We start from the raw sequence: 16,486 nt of genomic DNA, 5'->3' as shown, positions 1-16,486 counted from the left end.
TCCGGATAGATGTCGATCTTCTTGGTCGTTGATCCATCTACCGGAGACCTCACTGCGTTCCACCAGCGGGCCCCAGGTTCCTAAACAGCTCCTAGTCGCGGCGGGCGGGCCGCTCCACCGCGGGCGGCCCGCTCCCGGCTGAGCGAAGGTGCCACGTTCGGCGGTACAGCGGCCGCCGAGCGGAACTAGAGTCGGACGATGCCGCGGAGCGCGGACCCCGGGACGGCTCCCGGATTCGCGCGCGGCGCTTCAGCCCGGACGAACTCCGGGCGGTTTTTCCGCGGTGCGGAAAAGATCGGCTCGTCGCCGAACGGTCATTCGCGCTCGGTGAGCTGCTGCACGCCGGACGACGAGAGCGACTCCAACCGGCCCAGCGCGCCCCGGCCGCGGCGCTCCAGCTCACGCCTGCTGATCCAGCCGTAGGAGTAGTGCCGGTAGGCCTGGCTCAGCTGCACGAGCTCGGCGAGGTGGTCCACGGCGCGCTGCCGGGCTTCCCCGCTGAGCCCCGGCACCAGCCGGACCTCGCTGTTCACCACGTCGTCGAGCACCCGCGCCGAGTCCAGCGCCTTGCGCCCGCGCGAAGTGAGCTTGCGCCGCATCCGCGCGACGTTCCTGGTCATCACGTCCATCCGGGCCCCCCGTGCCGCAGACACTCACACATACGTATTACTTCAGACCTCGCTCGTCACCAAGAATCACCGACGTGGCCCCCACGCGTCGATGAACTTCGCCCGATCGTACGCATCAATCGCTACCTGTAGGGCTCCCACTGAGCCGCTGCGTCACCCTCCCGCATCGAGCGCAACCTGCTCCGCAGCTGGTCGCGCACTCCGGGATTGCTGCGCAGGATCGGCAGCACGCTCACCGTGATCTTGAGCTCGCGCAGGTCGCGCAGCACCGGGAACCCGGACCACGCCGTCACGTCGAAGCCGTAGACCTCGGACAACCGGTGGTACCGCTCGGCGGGCGCGCCCAGCCGGAGCATGCCCACCGCCATCGGCGTCAGGTCCCACTCCGGCTGCCCGATGCACAGCGAATCCAGGTCGCACAGCAGCGGTCCCGCCGGGCCGGCGATCAGGTTGCCCAGGTGGGCGTCGCCGTGCACCACCGACGGCGGCAGCGGGAAGTCCAGCTCCGCCAGCCGCGCCTCCACGTCGTCGCAGCGCTGCTCCAGGAACGCCCGGTCCGCCGCGTCCAGCTCCTCGGCGTCCGCCAGCCGCCTGCGCACGTCCGGCATCGGCTGCCAGCTCGGCAAGGTCGACGGCAGCGGCATGTCGTGCACCTGCCGCAGCAGCCTGCCCAGGTCGGCACCGTCCGGGGCGGGCCCCACCTCCGGGACCGCCTGCCACAACGTCGCCAGGTGCCCGCCGGTGCGCACCGGCTGCGGCACGCCCGGCAGCAACCGCACCGCGGGGACCTCGTGCTCGGCGAGCAACCGGCCCGCCTCCACCACGTTCACCGCGCGGTAGGCGAAGGACGGCGCGAGCACGATCCGGACGATCACCGGGTGCTCGCGCAGCAGGAAGACGCCGTTGTTGACGAACCGCACCAGCCGAGCGCCCCGCGGGTCGAGACCCGCGGCCGCGCACACCTCCGCCAGCGCCAAAGCCAGTTTCGGCCGCGTGTAGCGGCCCTCCGCCGAGCGGGTCCCCGACGTCATCGGGGTCCTGCCCGGTCGTGCCGTTGCACCGCGCCGGGGAAACCGGCACGGGCCGGACCTCGCGAGAACCGCGCACCGAACCGCCTGCCGCGCACCGGTCTCACGCCTCGCGGAAGCGGCGGATCTCTTCGGACAGGTCTCGGGCGTCGGAGTTCATCCGGTGCCGCCCGGCTTCCAGCTCCAGCGGCTTGAGCCGGTCGGCGACGCGGGCCGACTTGACCTTCTCGCCGATCTGCAGCGCCGAACGCCCGACCTTGATGCCCTCTTGCAGGTCGCCGGCCCGGATGTGGTTGGTCGCCTGGAGGCTCAGCCCGAACACGTGGGTGCGCTGCATGTCGGCGCCGTACGCCTCGTTGCACTTGATCGTCTCGGCGACGGCGAGCGGCGCGTAGCGGTCCGGGTCGAACACGGCCAGCGCGTCGTGCGCCGAGCCGATCATCCCGTGCAGGTCGTTCTCGTTGAAGAACCGCACCCAGTCCGGGGCCTCGGCCACGTTCGCCCTCGCGAACTCGTCCTTGGTCCGGCCGACCATCTTCTGCACCTGCTCGGGCTTGTTGAGCATCCCGTAGGCCCAGGCCTCGTTCGCGCACAGCACCGCGACCGTCAGCGAGGAACCGGATTCCTGCGCGGCGATCTGGCCGAGCTGGAACAGCTTCAGCGCCTCGTTCGGCTCCTGGTAGTGCAGGTAGACGCGGCCCATCCGGTACAGCACGCTCGCCACGAGGCTGTCGTCCTCGGCCTGCTTGGCGAACTCCAGCGCCTTCCCGAAGTGGCCGCGCGCCGGGTCCAGCAGACCCGTGTCGAAGGAGGTCCAGCCCGCCAAGCTGTGCATGTCCGCCAGCGACACGTAGAGCTTGCGCTTGACCTGGTCGGACGCGTTGGCGTCGAGTAACTGCTGAGCCCAGGACAACTGGGCGACCACGGCGTCGCGGCAGGTGCCGCCGCCGTAGCGGTAGTCCAGGTCGCGCAGCGCCTTGGTGGCCGCCTGGATCTGCTGCACGTCGGTCATGCCGATGCGCATCGGAGCAGGCGTCTGCACATTGCTCGGCACCCAGGTGCTCTCCTCCGCCCCGAAGACCGCGGCACCCATGGTCACCGCGGCCGCGTGGGACAGGAACTTCCGACGCTTCACCGACTCGTCCTCCTCAGCCTGGGGGCCGCTGTTCGACTTCGCGACCCTCATTGCCGTCGCCCCGTCGTAGGCGAGGCCCATGTACCCCCTCGGTATCCCGAGGCCGTCGGCGATTCGGGCCAGCACGTCATAAGCCATGACCTGGCGGCCCTTCAGGATCTCCGAGACCTCGGACTGCGACTGGCCCGTCGATGCCGCGATCTGGCGCTGCGAAACCCCGATCCGGCGCAGTTGCCGGTAGATCTCGCTGACGTTCCGCGCCGCCAACGCGTCCCGCATCTCACGGCCGTCCCAGACGTCTCGTGTAACGGGCGAGCCGTTCGAACCGATGGTGTTCATTTAGACCCCCTCACACTCTGCACGGGCGTCGGTCGCAGAGTAAGGGCACTTCGACGAGCCGGTGAAGTGCGTATCGGCAGAGGTGATCGGTGGGGGTGAAGTCCACCGACCGTTCGTCGTCGCCGTTGAGCCGGTCATCGCCTACCGGCTACCGCCCGCGTTCGACGCATTCCAATCTAGTCATCGGTAGCAACCGAGCACGGAGAGGAACCCGAACGGCAGTGGACGGGATGACGGAGTCCGACCCCCGGGGCGGCGTGGAGGTCACCGCGAACGCGGCGGTGCCCGAACAGGCCGGATCCGCGGCGGAACCCGCCGGCCGCCGCCGTTGGTGGCGGGTGCTGTGTCGCGACGTGGGGCACATCCGCCGCTACCTCACCGTGCTGGTCAACCGGGACAGGGTGGTTCTCGTCGGACCGCCCGGCCGCACCGTGGTGCTGTCGACCGATGGAGTCGGCGAGTTGAGCGAAGCACTGCGGCGGGCCGCTGAGCAGGCGAGAAAGTGACGGTGAGGTTGCGGTGGACGAGATCTTGGGTCAGGTGCTGCGCAACGCGGTGTGGGAGCGGCTCGACGTGTTGAGCGAGCTGGCGAACCGCGCGGACGCCCCGTCCCTGCTGTCCGTGGCGCGTTCCGAACTCCCCCGGCTCACCGAGGGATGGCGGACGCTGCTGGCCGCGCACGACACCGACGACAAGGGCAACTGCATCGAGTGCTCTTCCCGATGGCGACCCCGCAGCGCACCGTGCTCGGTGTGGCGCTCGGCCTACGAGCACTTGGTCGCGGGAGCCCTGGCACCCCGTCCCGCACGGCACCAGCGACCGGCGCACGAGCTGCGCCCGGCGGCGCCGGTGCCGTAGACCGGCGATCGCCCGGTCCCCCGGTCAGCACCACTCCCTCCCCGAACCGGACGGATCGAGCCATCGCCCCGGTGGCCGGCGCACCAACGCCGTGCACCCCCGACCACGGCAGTGGTCGCCGGCCACCACACAACTTCCAATTCCACAGTGGACGTGCAGGCGGCGCCCCGAAGATCTCCTGATCCCCGAAGGCGCCCGAGCTCCCCCGAGAGCCCGGAGCTACCCCGAAGAGCTCCGTTCCCCGCCAGGTTCGGGAGTCCCCCCGAAGGACTCCCGAACCGCAGGAGATCGCCGCCGCACGAGTCTTCCGCGGGCCGGTGCTGCAGCACTCCCCTCCCCCGACCGGTACCGGTCCGCGGATTCCAACGACTCCGGTTCCCCTTTCCCCGAAGGGGCGCCGGGGTGGACGAGGGGTCCCGGTGCTCGTTTCCCCGGACGAGCGCCGGGACCTTTCTTGTCTTCAGCCGCTCTCGCCGTCAGCCGCAGCCCGTCATTTGCGGCGCAGTCGGGCGGTGGCCGCGAACTCGGGGTCGAGCCGCATCCCGCCGTCGGGGCCGGGCCGGGTGTGCTCCGCGGGCACCGCGAACCACGGCTGCCGCGGCCCGAGCAGCGGCGTGTACACCGGCACGAATCCCCTGTCCTGCAACGAGACCGCGAAGTCGGCGCCGAGCCGCCCGCGGCCGTCCAGCGCACCGGTGCCCTGCCACGGCAGCAGCCCGGACCCGCCGAGGTAGGTGAACCCGCAGCGCCCGGGGCGCGCGGCGCTGACGGTGAGCCGCACCCGGTTCGGGAACAACCGCTCCTCGTAGCCGAGCTCCTCGTCCACCCGCATCGTCGCCAGGTACCGCACCACGGTGTGCCAGGCGCGGCGCAGCACCTCCACCCGCGACTGCCGCAGCAGCGGCGGCACCGCGTTCCCGTCCAGGTCGTAGACGTCCGCGTAGACCGCCCGCGCCCAGTTCGCCCGGTCGACGCCCTCCGGCACCGACAGCGGGACCGAGAACACCACCGACATCAGCATGTCGCGGAACATCCGGACCGAGGCGGCGACCTCCTCCGCGACGCCGTCCGCGCGCCGGTCCACCTGGTCGAGGGTGCGCAGCGGGTTGTCGGAGATGTCCAGCCCCCGCAACGCCTCCGCGAGCAGCCGCCGGTGCCGCGCGGTGCGCTCGGCTCGTTCGGCGGGCAGGTCCACGTCGAGCCGCCGGGCGGCGACCGCGTCCACCTCTTCGATGGTGGCGGCCGACCCCAGCCCGGCCAGGTCGGCGTACTCGCGCAGGATCGAGCTGTAGGTGCCGGTGATCGACAGCGGCCGCGGTCGGAAGTGCCTGCCGTCGGTGAGGATGCGGAACCGCAGCCCCGGCGGGTGCACCGCGCTCGCCGCGCGCTGCATCTCGCGCAAGCGCGCCAGCCCGCCGAACTCGGCGAGGTCCGGCAGCGGACCGCTGGCCTTCAGCCCGTTCAGGCACTGCTTGATGGGGAAGCCCAGCAGCACCACGTCGATCGGCTCGCCCGACCGCAAGAACGGTTCGACGTCCTGGCGCAGGTGCTCCACCTGGTAGTGGGACCGCGCCCCCTTGAGGAACTGCTTGCGGCCCAGCACGTGGTGCAGCGCGTGCACCACCCGTTCCCGGTGGTCGGACTCCGTCGCGGGTTCGTCGAGCCGGAACCGGTCGCGGGCGGCGCGGGCCACCCGGTCGGCGGCCCGGTCGGCGTCGGCGAGCACGTTGCCGGCGAGCTCCAGCGCGGCGTCCCGGTCCAGGTGCACGGCCCAGCGCTGCGCGGAGCGGTTCGCCCGCAGCGCGCCGATCTGCAGCTCCTCCAGCGAGTGGGTGTGCGAGAGCAGCCCGGGTCCGGATCCGCCCGCGCGCGGCCGGGGTTCCACCTCGAAGGTGGCGATCGCGGGGGCGCCGTCCGGCACCGGCCCACCCGGGACGCGTTCGTGCACGAGTCCCGGCACCTCCACCGCGACGGTGAGCGCGCCCGGGAACTCCTTGCCCAGCGCGGTGCGGTTGTCCTGCATGTCGTCGAAGACGGCGACCACGTCGAGCTCGCCGAACTCCCGCAGCCGCGCCACCTTCAGCTCCGGGATGGGCCGGGTGCGGTCGTCGGGCATGCACAGCAGCGGCGCGTCCGGCACGCCCGCCGCTCGCAGCACGGCCGCGGTGTGCTCGCGGACGCGTTCGCGGCGGCCGGTGCAGAACACGACCTGCCCGCCCGCGTCCCGCACGTCCCAGGTGAAACGGGCCAGCCCGGCGTTGACCTCGTCGGTGCGCAACCGCTGCCAGGGCCGGGCGAAGGCGCGGAAGAACTCGGCGTGCACCGCGCGCCAGTCCACCGCCGGGTACTTCTCGGCCAGGCCGGTGAGCTCCAGGAAGACGTCCCAGGTCGATTCGGCGTAGGTCGGCAGCACCGGCAGCGCGTCGGGATCGGCGAGTTCGGGGATGCCGTGCGGCGCGCCGGGCCGGGGACCGGACACGGCGCGGGTGGCTTCGACGGTGCGCCGCAGCGGGACGATGCCGCACAGGTCGAGGTCGATGACCACGGTGGGGCGCGGCCGCTCGGGTTCCCAGCGGCGGTGCCGGGTCCGCTCCTGCACGGTGTCGAGCACCTGGCGCAGCACCGCGTGCTGCTCGGGGTCCACCGAGTGCGCGTGGGCGCGCAGGTCGGTGCGGGCGAGCAGCCGCGCGGTGGGGCGGTCCAGGTGCCGCAGCTCTTGGTCGAGCACCCGGTCGATGCCGGTGCGCACGGATTCGCCGCGCGGCAGCGGGTAGCCGATGCGGCGGAAGCCGTCGGCGAGCTCGGCGATCACGGCGAGCAGCTCCCGCGCGGCGGAGCGCACCGCCTGCTCGTCGGGTTCCGCGACGGCGGCGGAGGCGATGACCCGCCCGGTGGCCTCCAGCTCGGTGGAGAGCTCGAAGGCGATCGGGTCGGTGCCCGCGGCGTCGACCGCGAACAGCGCGGTGCCCCGGTGTTCGAGCGCGTGCCGGAAGGCGCGCAGCGGTGGGCGCACGAAGTGCTCCAGGAAGAACCAGAGCTCGTGCTCCCGGTGGCCGAAGCGGTTGTCGATGACCAGTCGCAGCAGCCCGGGCGCCCCGTCGGGTCCCGGCGCCAGCAGCGCGGCCGGCCGGACCGCGATGGTGCCGCCGGGGTGCTGCGGGTGCGGCGGGGTGGGCAGCGCACCGCCGTGCGGGTCGGGGTCCGCGCCGCGGCGCGCGGCGTCGGGAACGAGGGTCGCGCAGTGCATGCGCAGCACCGGGTCGTCGCGGACCGCGCTCGGCAGCGGGTCGGCGGCGAGGTCGGCCCGCGGCGGGAGCACCGCGCCGAGGGTTCCGGTGAGCGCGCGCAGCCAGCCGGGGTCGTGGTCGCGCCGCCTGCGCCGCAACCGGACCAGCAGCCGGTACAGCTCGGCCCAGGTCGGTTCGGCCCCGAGCGGCAGGCCGTCGCCCGCTCCGTCGCCGACGAGCCGGAGCTCGCCGCCGTGCCTGCGCAGGCGCAGTGCGTATCCGCCGTCGTGCAGCATCCGGTCGGCTTCCGGTACCGGCAGCGGGGACCACAGGTCCTGGGCGGGCCGGTCCGTCCACATCGGGACCAGGGCGGCCGGGAGCGCCGCGGAACTCGGCCGGGAGACCGGCGTGTGCGCGGTCACCGGGCGGACTGGCGCGGTGCCGGCGCGGGGACCGCGCGCGGGCCGGGCGGTGCGGGGTGGCGGTGGGCCGCCGGAAGTCTGGGGGCGATCCGGTCCTGGCCGGCGGGGCGCCCCGGCGCGAGGTCGCGGGGAGTGCGGATGCGGGGAGAACCAGGCGCGACGCCGCAGTAGCTCACGATCACCTTTCCATCACAGCTCGGGTCAGGTCGACTCACGCTAGATAGTGACAATGCGCGTCGGCAACGTGACCGAATGCATACGCCAGTACCGTAACTCCGACCCGATAGCAGTGACCTGGAACACTATGGGGGTGAGATGAATCCGCAAGCCGCTCCTTCCGCCGAGCGAGACGACCCCGCGCAGCGGCACCCCTTCGGTGGACACCGGCCCCGGCATGTCCGCTGCCTGCGCGGACGGCGCGCGCGGGACACTGTGGCGGACCGAGCGCTGCCGCACCGTCGTCCCGCGGCACCTCGATCCGGAAACGGCGAGCACCGGCGGCTCCGGCCGGGAGCGCGGTTCCCGCTCGTCGATCCGGTCGGCGGCGAATCGCTTCCGAGGATGATTGATCTCGTCGATTGAGATGATCTCGAACGCAAGGACCTGGGATGATCTCGCGGCGGGACCGCAAGGGGAGTTCGCCGACCGTCCACCGCGCACCTGCCGGACGCCCCTCCCACGACGGTCCGCACGAGTGATCAAGGAGTCGCCTTGTCCGCCGAAGTCGCACCGCTGCGGCGCAAGCCCGTCCAGCAGCGCAGCACCCAGCGCGTGGAGAAGATGCTGGAGTCCTGCGCCCAGCTCATCGACGAACTCGGCTACGAGGGGGTCACCACGACTCTGATCGCCGAGCGCGCCGGCGTCGCCGTCGGCTCGCTGTACCAGTTCTTCCCGGACAAGCGGGCCGTCGTGCAGGAGCTGACCCGGCGCAACCTGAACCGCTTCGTGGAGACGATCGGCGAGCGCTTCGCCACCGCCGAGCTCGCGCACTGGTGGGACGCGGTGGACACGGTGATCGACGTGTACATCACCATGCACCGCGACGTGCCCGCGTTCAGCAGGCTGCACTTCGGCGACGTGGTCGACCTGCGACTGCTCGACGAGAGCAAGGACAACAACGCGGTGATCGCCGACAAGCTCGTCGCGCTGCTCGGCGAGCGGTTCCCGCTGGACGGCGAGCAGCTGGTGCTGCCGCTGTCGGTGGCCGTGGAGGCGGCCGACGCGGTGCTGAACCTGGCGTTCCGGCGCGACCCGGCGGGCGATCCGCAGCTCGTCGCCGAGGCGAAGGAGCTGGTGCGCGGCTACCTGTCGACCCGGATGCCCGACGATCAGCCGAACGACACGCCCTCGCCCCGGTAGGTGGGCACCTCGCCGACCAGCTGGTTCCCCTCCACCAGGTGGTAGTGGGCGAAGCGTTCGGCGAGCTCGCCCGCCTTCGCGTGCCGCAGCCACACCCGGTCGCCGATCCGCAGCCGCCGCGCGGCCGCGCCGGACACCGGGGTCTGCACCTCCCCGGCCCCTTCGGCCGCGGTCAGCTTCAAGCCGCGCGGCAGGTGCACGCTCGGCGCCCGGCTCGGCCCGGTGGGGCCGGAGGCGATGTAGCCGCCGGTGAACAGCGTGGCGAACGACCTGCTCGGCCTGCGCACCACCGGCAGCGCGTAGAGCACGGCGGGCTGCGGGCGGAACGCCCGGTAGGCGTCGAACAGGGTGGGGCCGATGAGCCCGGAGCCCGCGGCGATCTCGGTGACGCTGCTCTCGGCGCCGGTCGTCTCGATGCTGCCGGTGCCGCCACCGTTGACGAACTCCAGCTGCGCGACCGCGCGCACCCGGGCGACGGCGTCGGCGCGGCGTTCGGCGAGCTCGGCGGCGGACCGGCGCTGCATCCAGCGCAGCAAGGACGCCAGCAGCGGTTTCCCGGGCGGGGCGTCGCCGAGGCCGGCGATCTGCCCTTCGTAGGCCATGATCCCGACCAGCCGGAACCCGTCGCGGCGCACGATCCGCTCGGCGAACCGGCGCGCCTGGGCCGGGGTGTGCACCGGGGAGCGGCGGGGCCCGACGTGCGCGAGGCCGCCGGGGATCGGGTGCCAGGCGGCGTCCACCTCGAGGCAGACGCGCAGCGGTTCGCGGTGCGGTCCGACGACGTGGTCGACGTGGTCGAGGTGCTCGTCCGAGTCGACCAGCAGGGTGATCGCGGCGGCGGCCGCGGGATCGGCGGCGAGCGCGCGCAGCGCCGCGCGGTCGGCGGTCGGGTACGCGACGAGGATGTCGTCCGAGGTGCCCTGCCGGTGCAGCCAGAGCGCTTCGGCCAGGCTGTACGCCATCAGCCCCTCGAACCCGGGGGTGCCGAGCACCCGTTCGAGCAGGTCCCGGCAGCGCACGGACTTGGAGGCCACCCGGATCGGGGTACCCGCGGCGCGGCGGCGCAGGTCGGCGGCATTGCGCCGGAACGCGTCGAGGTCGACGACGGCGAACGGCGGGTCGAGGTCGCGGGTAGCCCGGTCGAGCCTGGCTCGGTCGGCTTCCGGGTCGGGCTGCGGTGAGGTGTGGGCCACTCGTCCACGGTAGGCGGCCGGGGGTTGTTATGTGAATCTCATTCACTTAATTTCTTCGGCACTGCCCCCGCACCGGCCTCGAGCAGCAGCACCGCCCGGGCCACAGGAGGTCTGCCGCCATGTCTCGACCAGGTTGGACGAACTGGGCGCACACCGTCAGCCGAGCGCCCGGCGGCACCGCCCGGCCGCGCGACGTCGCCGAAGCCGCGATCCTGCTCCGCGCCGCCACCCACGGCGGTCGCACCGTGCGCCCCCTCGGCAGCGGGCACTCGTTCACCGGCGTCGGCGCCCCCGACGACGGCGCGCTCGGACTCGACCTCGTGCACTGGAGCGGCATCGAACGCGTCGAGCGGACGGACGTCACCGTCCGCGCGGGCACCCCGCTGCACCTGCTCAACCGGGAGCTCGGCGAACTCGGGCTCGCGCTGCCCAACCTCGGCGACATCGACCGGCAGACCGTGGCCGGCGCGATCTCCACCGGCACCCACGGCACCGGAGCCGAGCTCGGCGGGCTCGCCACCCAGGTCACCGGGCTGGAACTGCTGCTCGCCGACGGGCGGACGCTGCGCTGCTCGGCGACCGAACGGCCCGACCTGTTCGCCGCCGCCCGGGTCGGGCTCGGCGCGCTCGGCGTCCTCACCAGCGTCACGCTGCGCTGCGTCCCCGCGTTCCACCTGGTCGCCGACGAACGACCGGAACCGCTGGCCGAGGTGCTGGACCGGTTCGAGGAGCTCGCCGCGGAGAACGACCACTTCGAGTTCTACTGGTTCCCGCACAGCACCCGGACCCTGGTGAAGCGCAACAACCGGCTCCCCGCCGGCGACGCGCCGCGGCCGCTGAGCAGGGTGCGCGAGTTCGTGGAGTACGAGGTGGTGGAGAACCGGGCGTTCGGCGCGCTCTGCCGCCTCGGCCGGGTGCAGCCGCGGCTGGTGCGCCCGCTCAACCGGTTCTGCGCGGCGACCTGGTCCGCCCGGCACTACAGCGACCACGCGCACCGGGTGTTCGTCACCAACCGGCGGGTGCGGTTCGTGGAGTCCGAGTACGCGGTGCCGCGCGCCGCGCTGCCCGCGGTGCTCGGCGAACTGCGCGCCGCGGCGGCCCGGCTCACCGACCCGGTGATGTTCCCGGTCGAGGTGCGGGTCGCCGCGCCGGACGACATCTGGCTGTCCACCGCGCACCGGCGCCCGAGCGCGTACATCGCGGTGCACCAGTTCGCCGGCATGCCGCACCGCGAGTGGTTCGAGGCGTTCTGGTCGATCGTGGACGCGGCGGGCGGACGGCCGCACTGGGGGAAGATGCACCGGCTCGCCGCCGACGACCTGCGGGAGCGCTATCCGCGCTTCGACGACTTCCGCGCGCTGCGGGCCGAGTTGGACCCGGGCGGGCTGTTCCGCAACCGGTACCTGGACCGGGTGCTGGGGTGACTGCCTGTCCCGCTACTTCTGCCGCGTAGTGCTCAGGTAGCGGAACCTCAGCGGCTTCCCGCGCTCCCCCGGGACGCCCCGGCCGGCGGGACCGCGGGAAGCCGTCCGGTCAGGCGACGGCGCCGCGCACGGCCTCGGCGATCGGCGTCTCCCCGTTGATCAGGGTGAGGACGTGGCCGGTCGACTTCGGCTCGTCGAGCAACGCCACCAGCACCGCCGCCACGTCCGCGCGGGTGATCTCGGCCCGGCGGGTCCGCTCCGCCAGCTCGACCCGGCCGGTCGGCTGGTCGTCGGTGAGGGTGCCCGGGCGCAGGATCGTCCAGTCCAGGTCGCGCGCCCGCAGGTCCTGCTCGGCGGCGAGCTTCGCGTCCAGGTAGGCGCTGAACACCTCGCCCACGTCCGCGGGTTTCGGCTCGTCCACGCTGATCGCGCTCACCTGCAGGAAGCGCCGCACGCCCGCCTGCTGCGCGGCCTCGGCCAGCAGCACCGAACCGGCGCGGTCCACGGTGTCCTTGCGCTCGACGCCGCTGCCGGGGCCCGCTCCCGCGGCGAACACCACCCCGTCCGCACCGGTGAGCTGCGCGGCGAGGGTGGCCGCGTCGGTGGACTCCAGGTCCAGCACCACGGGTTCCGCCCCGTCGGCGCGCAGGTCGTCGGCGTGCTCCGGGTCGCGGATCAACCCGACCGCCGTGTCACCCCGCTCGGCGAGCAGCCGCCCGAAGTGGCGGGCGATCTTGCCATGTCCTCCGGCTACCACGATTCGCATGCCCCCACCCTAGGTCCGGGCGCGCGGCCACCGCGCGCTCCGGACCGGGTGTCAGCTGCGGGACGGAGCCGGGGCCTCCGCGGACAGCAGCTGCTGGTAGACGACCTCGTTGACCCAGCGGGACACGGCGGTGTGCTCGATCGGCGGGGCGTCCGCGAAGGACCGGCCCGGCAGTTCGACCTGCACGTCGTCGGCTTCCGCGCTGAGCACCGCCACGCCGAACTGGCGCGCCCGGATCAGGCAGGTGGACATGAAGTCCTTCGCCAGCGTCACGCTCTTCGGCACGATGATCGCGGTGCTGGTGAACCGGGCGAACGGCACGGCCGCGGTGAGCGCGGTCCGCCAGTGCCTCGCCGGCGCGAGCATGCCGACCAGGTGCGCGCTCGGTGGTGGCACCCGGCCATCCATCTCCGGCCACACCCAGGTCGATATCTCGGCCCGGTCCAGCACCGGCTCGCTGCCGAAGCACAGCCGTTCGGCGTGCGCGTCGGGGACGAGCTCCGCGACCGGCACCACGTGCCTGCCGAGCATCTTCACCGGCGGCAGCACCGTGCCGGACCAGGCGAGGGCGTCGGCCGCCAGCGAGGTCAGCCTGCCGATGGAGGCAGGTAAATCGAGCGGAGATCGTGCGTGGGTAGAGCTGATCCGGACCTCGTTGTCGACCGTGGCACGTCCCGGCATTCCGGTCACGGCTCCCCGCCTCCCTCGATGCACTGGCTGCAACAAAAAGTGCTCACTCGCCCGGCATTCGTTCTTCCCAGGCAGCTCGACTAAAACAGGTCGGGGCCGATTCCTCTGCGCTCATGCGGTGCTCCTGCGACCGGCGGCGGCGAGCGGTCGGTGACCGGTCGGTGAGCGGTTCAGCGACTTCAGCCCGGCGGTGCGGCCAATCAGGTGACGCTCAGAAGGGGATGGTCCCGCGGTCCGCGAACCCGCCCCCACCTGCGCCGGAACGGGCCGGATCGTGCTCGGCCAGTCGTTTCCCGATCGCTTCCGCCGCGGGGAGCAATGGCTTGACCAGCTTGGAATGTTCGGTTCGGACACTGCGAGCGACCAGACCGAGCGCGGCGACCACCGCACCCCCGCCATCCCGCACCGGAACCGCCACCGAGCAATTACCGAGGGTCATCTCCTCCGACGTTCGCGCGAACCCCCGACTGCGCACCGCCTGCAGCTCCCGCACGAGCCTGCCGGGCTCGGTGATCGTGTAGGGCGTGTGCCGGGACAGGCCGTGCTCGCAGTACTCCTGCACCACGTGCGCGGGCGCGTGCGCGAGCAGCACCCGGCCCACGCCGGTCGGGTGCAGCGGCAACCGGCCACCGGTCCGCGAGACGATCGGGACCGCGCGGGGGACGGTCAGCTTCTCCACGTACACCGCGTCCCGCCCGTCGCGCACCGCCAGGTGCACGTTCTCCCGGGTCAGTTCGCACAGCTCCTGCATCAGCGGCAGCGCGGCCGCGCGCAGCGCGGTGTGCACGGGGGCGAGCAGGCCGATCTCCCACAGCCGCAGCCCGATCTCGTAGCGCCCGTCCGCGGCGCGTTGCACCGCTCCCCACGACTCCAGCTCGCCGACGAGCCGGTGCGCCGTGGCCAGCGGGATCCCGGAGCGGCGGGCGATCGCGGTGAGCGTGAGCCTGGTGTGCTCGATGTCGAACGCGGTCAGCACGCTCAACGCGCGCCCCGTCACCGAACGCCCCGCGTCCCGGCTGTTGCCCGCCATCGCGTCCTCCCGGCCGGCTCCTCGTCCCGGTGCCCAGCCCAGCACAGTCCCGGTCGGCGGCCAAGGGCCGTTCGCCGAGCCCGGTGGTCGGTCCGGCCGGATCGGGCGGACCGCGCCCGCGGCACCCGCCGCGCGTGGCCGATCACTATCCGAGACCGACCGGTTCACTCCACCGATATCTACTGATCGCGCAGCATCGCGGCTAGCGTTCACCGGACCGCCAGGCTCGGGGAGGCGCGATGCGGGAGACGGTGTACTGGCTGGTCGGGCCGGGTGCGAAGGTCCGGCACGCCGTGGAGTTCGCCCCCGGCGCATTCCCCCGCGGGCAGCTGCTGCCCACCATCTGCAACCGCTGGATCAAGGTGCCCTTCGCCGGCCGGGACGCGGCGATCGACGCGATCACCGCCCGCTGCCGGGACTGCAACGACACCGTCCGCCCGCACCAGCCCTGCGAAGTCACCTGGAACGCCTGACTCAGCCCGCGACGCCGAGCAGCGCCCGCATCGCCGCGTACTTCGCCGCGAGCCGCCGCGCGGTCGGCCCGTCGAGCTCCGCCAGCCGGGCGGGATCCGCGTTGTGCGCGAGATCCGCCTCCTTGACCAGCAGCGCTCCCGGGGTCGCGAGGATCCGGGCCGCGTAGTCCTCGGGCCGCTCCCCTACCCGCCTGGTCAGCGCCAGCACGATCAGCCTGCTGCGCTCGGAGATCTCCGCGGTGTCCAGCCAGTCCTCGGGAACGGCCCCGTCCTCCACCGCGTCGTGCAGCCAGGCCGCGACCACCTGGTGCTCGTCCCCGCCGCGCGCGGCGACCCCGCCCGCGACCGCGGCCAGGTGCTCGGCGTAGGGCCGCCCCGCCTTGTCGACCTGGCCCGCGTGCGCCGCGCGCGCGAAGGACTCCACTTCGGCCGCTGTCAGCACACCGCTCTCCCGCCCGTCGGCAACGGGGACATGCAACCACGCCCGGCTCGGACCGCGGCGGCCTTCCCAGCGCAGCCCCGCTGAGCCCGTAGGGGAGCAACGGCTGAGCCGTCTGAATGCATTGTCAACCAGAACATTGCCCGCCATGACGATCTGATGAATGCTGTCCACCGAGGGGTACCACTGGGGTGGGTTGAATCTCTCCGTCGATCGACGGGTCGAGTTCGGCCACGAAATCGACGTCGTCACGCGCATTCTTGCGGCCATTTTCGCGCGATTTCCGGACCGCACGGAGAACTGGGGGCAGCACGTGTCCATGGAAATGTCCACGACTAATGCCGACCAGCGCGGGAGAACGGTGCTGGTGATCCCCGGCGAGTCACCGCCGAAACGCTGGCAGCGGCTCGCGCTCGCCGCCTTCGAGCAGCGGATGCTCGAATCGCGGGAGCCTTTCCCCTGCATCTTCGGCGTCGACGCGGTGCGCAGGGGCACCCTGCGCTACGCCTTCGCGCGCAGCGGGCGGAACCGGATTCCCGACCTGGTCGCCGCGCTGCGGGAATACGCGGCGGGATGTGCCGGGCTGGGGCGGCGCACCTCGCTGGTGACCTTCTTCGAGCACGATCCCGGGATCCACGGCATCGCCGCGTTCCGGGCGGAGTTCTGGCGGTTGCTCGGCGCCGTCCGCGACGCCGACGACCACCCCTGGCCGGACGGGATCGACCAGGACCCGGAAAGCCCGCTCTGGGAATTCTCCTGCTTCGGCACACCGTTCTTCGTGGTCGCGAACACCCCCGCGCACGAACTGCGGAGGAGCCGGAACTTCGACCACTTCGCGATCACCTTCCAACCCCGATTCGTGTTCGACGGACTCGCCGCCGACAGCCCGGCGGGGAAGAACGCCCGGGGCATCATCCGGAAGCGCCTCGCCGAGTACGACCGGATCCCGGTGCACGCCGATCTCGGCGATTTCGGCGCCCCGCACAACCGGGAGTGGGCCCAGTACTTCCTGCCCGACACCGATCAGAGCACGCCCGGCGGGCAGCGGTGCCCGCTGTCCGCGCGACCGGAGGGAACCACCATGACCGGACCAGCGATCACCGACGCCGCGGCGCTCCCGCTCCCCCGGGAGCTGGCGGACCTGCTCCCCGAGCAGGGCGCCGTCGAGCTCCAGCACGACGGCCCAGGCAAGACCTTCAGCTGGCACGCGCACAGCGTGGACGAGCAGCTCCACGTGATCAGCGGTGATCTCGTGCTGTTCTGGCACGACGGGACGACCGGTTACCACGAGCGCCGGTGCTCGCCGGGCGCGGTGATCGAGCTACCCGCCGGAACGGTGCACGGATCGGTCGCGGGTCCCGAGGGCGCCTGCTACGTGATCCGGCCGATGGGGCCACAGCCGGAGACCCGGTTCCTCCCCGAGCAGGACTGGCCGCACCCGCTGCCGGCCGCCCGGTGACGCGACCCCGGCCGC

At 72.7% G+C, this 16,486-nt stretch carries 15 protein-coding genes; 6 read left to right on the top strand and 9 right to left on the bottom strand.

Translation table 11 applies throughout. The features are described 5' to 3' along the window. Nucleotides 1–314: 314 nt before the first annotated feature. From ABZ805_RS06755 to ABZ805_RS06745, 3 genes are all read right to left on the bottom strand, one after another. The gene (locus ABZ805_RS06755) at nucleotides 315–620 is read right to left on the bottom strand and encodes a hypothetical protein (RefSeq protein WP_358435406.1); all 306 of its coding nucleotides are present in this window, start codon (nucleotides 618–620) and stop codon (nucleotides 315–317) included. 131 nt (nucleotides 621–751) lie between these two features. Continuing rightward, on the bottom strand, nucleotides 752–1,660 hold the full coding sequence (locus ABZ805_RS06750) for an aminoglycoside phosphotransferase family protein (protein ID WP_358435403.1): 909 nt from the start codon (nucleotides 1,658–1,660) through the stop codon (nucleotides 752–754). A gap of 100 nt (nucleotides 1,661–1,760) precedes the next feature. Then, nucleotides 1,761–3,131 (bottom strand): helix-turn-helix transcriptional regulator, encoded by a 1,371-nt coding sequence (locus ABZ805_RS06745; RefSeq protein ID WP_358435400.1) that lies wholly within the window; start codon nucleotides 3,129–3,131, stop codon nucleotides 1,761–1,763. 230 nt (nucleotides 3,132–3,361) lie between these two features. On the opposite strand from ABZ805_RS06745, the gene ABZ805_RS06740 reads away from it, so the two are divergent. Both ABZ805_RS06740 and ABZ805_RS06735 read left to right on the top strand, forming a co-directional pair. Next, complete coding sequence (locus ABZ805_RS06740; RefSeq protein ID WP_358435397.1) at nucleotides 3,362–3,637, top strand: hypothetical protein; 276 nt, start codon at nucleotides 3,362–3,364, stop codon at nucleotides 3,635–3,637. A gap of 13 nt (nucleotides 3,638–3,650) precedes the next feature. Continuing rightward, a complete protein-coding gene (locus tag ABZ805_RS06735; RefSeq protein WP_184483943.1) occupies nucleotides 3,651–3,989 on the top strand; it encodes a hypothetical protein in 339 nt (112 codons plus the stop codon). A 490-nt stretch (nucleotides 3,990–4,479) separates the two neighbouring features. On the opposite strand, the gene ABZ805_RS06730 is transcribed toward ABZ805_RS06735, so the two are convergent. Beyond that, nucleotides 4,480–7,638 carry an L-tyrosine/L-tryptophan isonitrile synthase family protein gene (locus tag ABZ805_RS06730; protein WP_358435392.1) on the bottom strand — a complete coding sequence of 1,053 codons (3,159 nt, stop codon included), beginning with the start codon at nucleotides 7,636–7,638 and terminating at the stop codon, nucleotides 4,480–4,482. A gap of 780 nt (nucleotides 7,639–8,418) precedes the next feature. Here ABZ805_RS06730 and ABZ805_RS06725 point away from each other — a divergent pair. Then, nucleotides 8,419–8,997, top strand: coding sequence for a TetR family transcriptional regulator (locus tag ABZ805_RS06725; RefSeq protein ID WP_358435424.1), 579 nt, complete (start codon nucleotides 8,419–8,421; stop codon nucleotides 8,995–8,997). Here ABZ805_RS06725 and ABZ805_RS06720 read toward each other — a convergent pair. Next, nucleotides 8,967–10,190: an amino acid deaminase/aldolase gene (locus tag ABZ805_RS06720; RefSeq protein ID WP_358435389.1), complete on the bottom strand. Its 1,224-nt coding sequence runs from the start codon at nucleotides 10,188–10,190 to the stop codon at nucleotides 8,967–8,969. The genes ABZ805_RS06725 and ABZ805_RS06720 overlap by 31 nt on opposite strands. A gap of 119 nt (nucleotides 10,191–10,309) precedes the next feature. Between ABZ805_RS06720 and ABZ805_RS06715 the strand changes: the two genes are divergently transcribed. Further along, nucleotides 10,310–11,614 carry a D-arabinono-1,4-lactone oxidase gene (locus ABZ805_RS06715; protein ID WP_358435387.1) on the top strand — a complete coding sequence of 435 codons (1,305 nt, stop codon included), beginning with the start codon at nucleotides 10,310–10,312 and terminating at the stop codon, nucleotides 11,612–11,614. 109 nt (nucleotides 11,615–11,723) lie between these two features. Here the strand turns inward: ABZ805_RS06715 and ABZ805_RS06710 are convergent, their stop codons facing one another. From ABZ805_RS06710 to ABZ805_RS06700, 3 genes are all read right to left on the bottom strand, one after another. Then, nucleotides 11,724–12,380, bottom strand: a complete 657-nt coding sequence (locus tag ABZ805_RS06710) for an SDR family oxidoreductase (RefSeq protein ID WP_358435384.1) — start codon at nucleotides 12,378–12,380, stop codon at nucleotides 11,724–11,726. 51 nt (nucleotides 12,381–12,431) lie between these two features. Then, nucleotides 12,432–13,061 carry a hypothetical protein gene (locus tag ABZ805_RS06705; RefSeq protein ID WP_358435421.1) on the bottom strand — a complete coding sequence of 210 codons (630 nt, stop codon included), beginning with the start codon at nucleotides 13,059–13,061 and terminating at the stop codon, nucleotides 12,432–12,434. 220 nt (nucleotides 13,062–13,281) lie between these two features. After that, complete coding sequence (locus tag ABZ805_RS06700; RefSeq protein ID WP_358435382.1) at nucleotides 13,282–14,100, bottom strand: IclR family transcriptional regulator; 819 nt, start codon at nucleotides 14,098–14,100, stop codon at nucleotides 13,282–13,284. A 239-nt stretch (nucleotides 14,101–14,339) separates the two neighbouring features. On the opposite strand from ABZ805_RS06700, the gene ABZ805_RS06695 reads away from it, so the two are divergent. Then, nucleotides 14,340–14,573 (top strand): hypothetical protein, encoded by a 234-nt coding sequence (locus tag ABZ805_RS06695; RefSeq protein ID WP_358435379.1) that lies wholly within the window; start codon nucleotides 14,340–14,342, stop codon nucleotides 14,571–14,573. 1 nt (nucleotide 14,574) lies between these two features. On the opposite strand, the gene ABZ805_RS06690 is transcribed toward ABZ805_RS06695, so the two are convergent. Beyond that, complete coding sequence (locus ABZ805_RS06690) at nucleotides 14,575–15,015, bottom strand: HD domain-containing protein (protein ID WP_358435377.1); 441 nt, start codon at nucleotides 15,013–15,015, stop codon at nucleotides 14,575–14,577. Nucleotides 15,016–15,337: 322 nt separating this feature from the next. Between ABZ805_RS06690 and ABZ805_RS06685 the strand changes: the two genes are divergently transcribed. Further along, entirely contained in the window at nucleotides 15,338–16,471 is a 1,134-nt protein-coding gene (locus ABZ805_RS06685; RefSeq protein WP_358435374.1) for a YqcI/YcgG family protein, read from the top strand. Nucleotides 16,472–16,486: the final 15 nt, after the last annotated feature.

The organism is Saccharopolyspora sp. NPDC047091 (assembly GCF_040643635.1).
In the GTDB taxonomy this organism is placed as follows: Bacteria; Actinomycetota; Actinomycetes; order Mycobacteriales; family Pseudonocardiaceae; genus Saccharopolyspora_C.
This window is presented reverse-complemented; position numbering and strand designations above follow the sequence as displayed.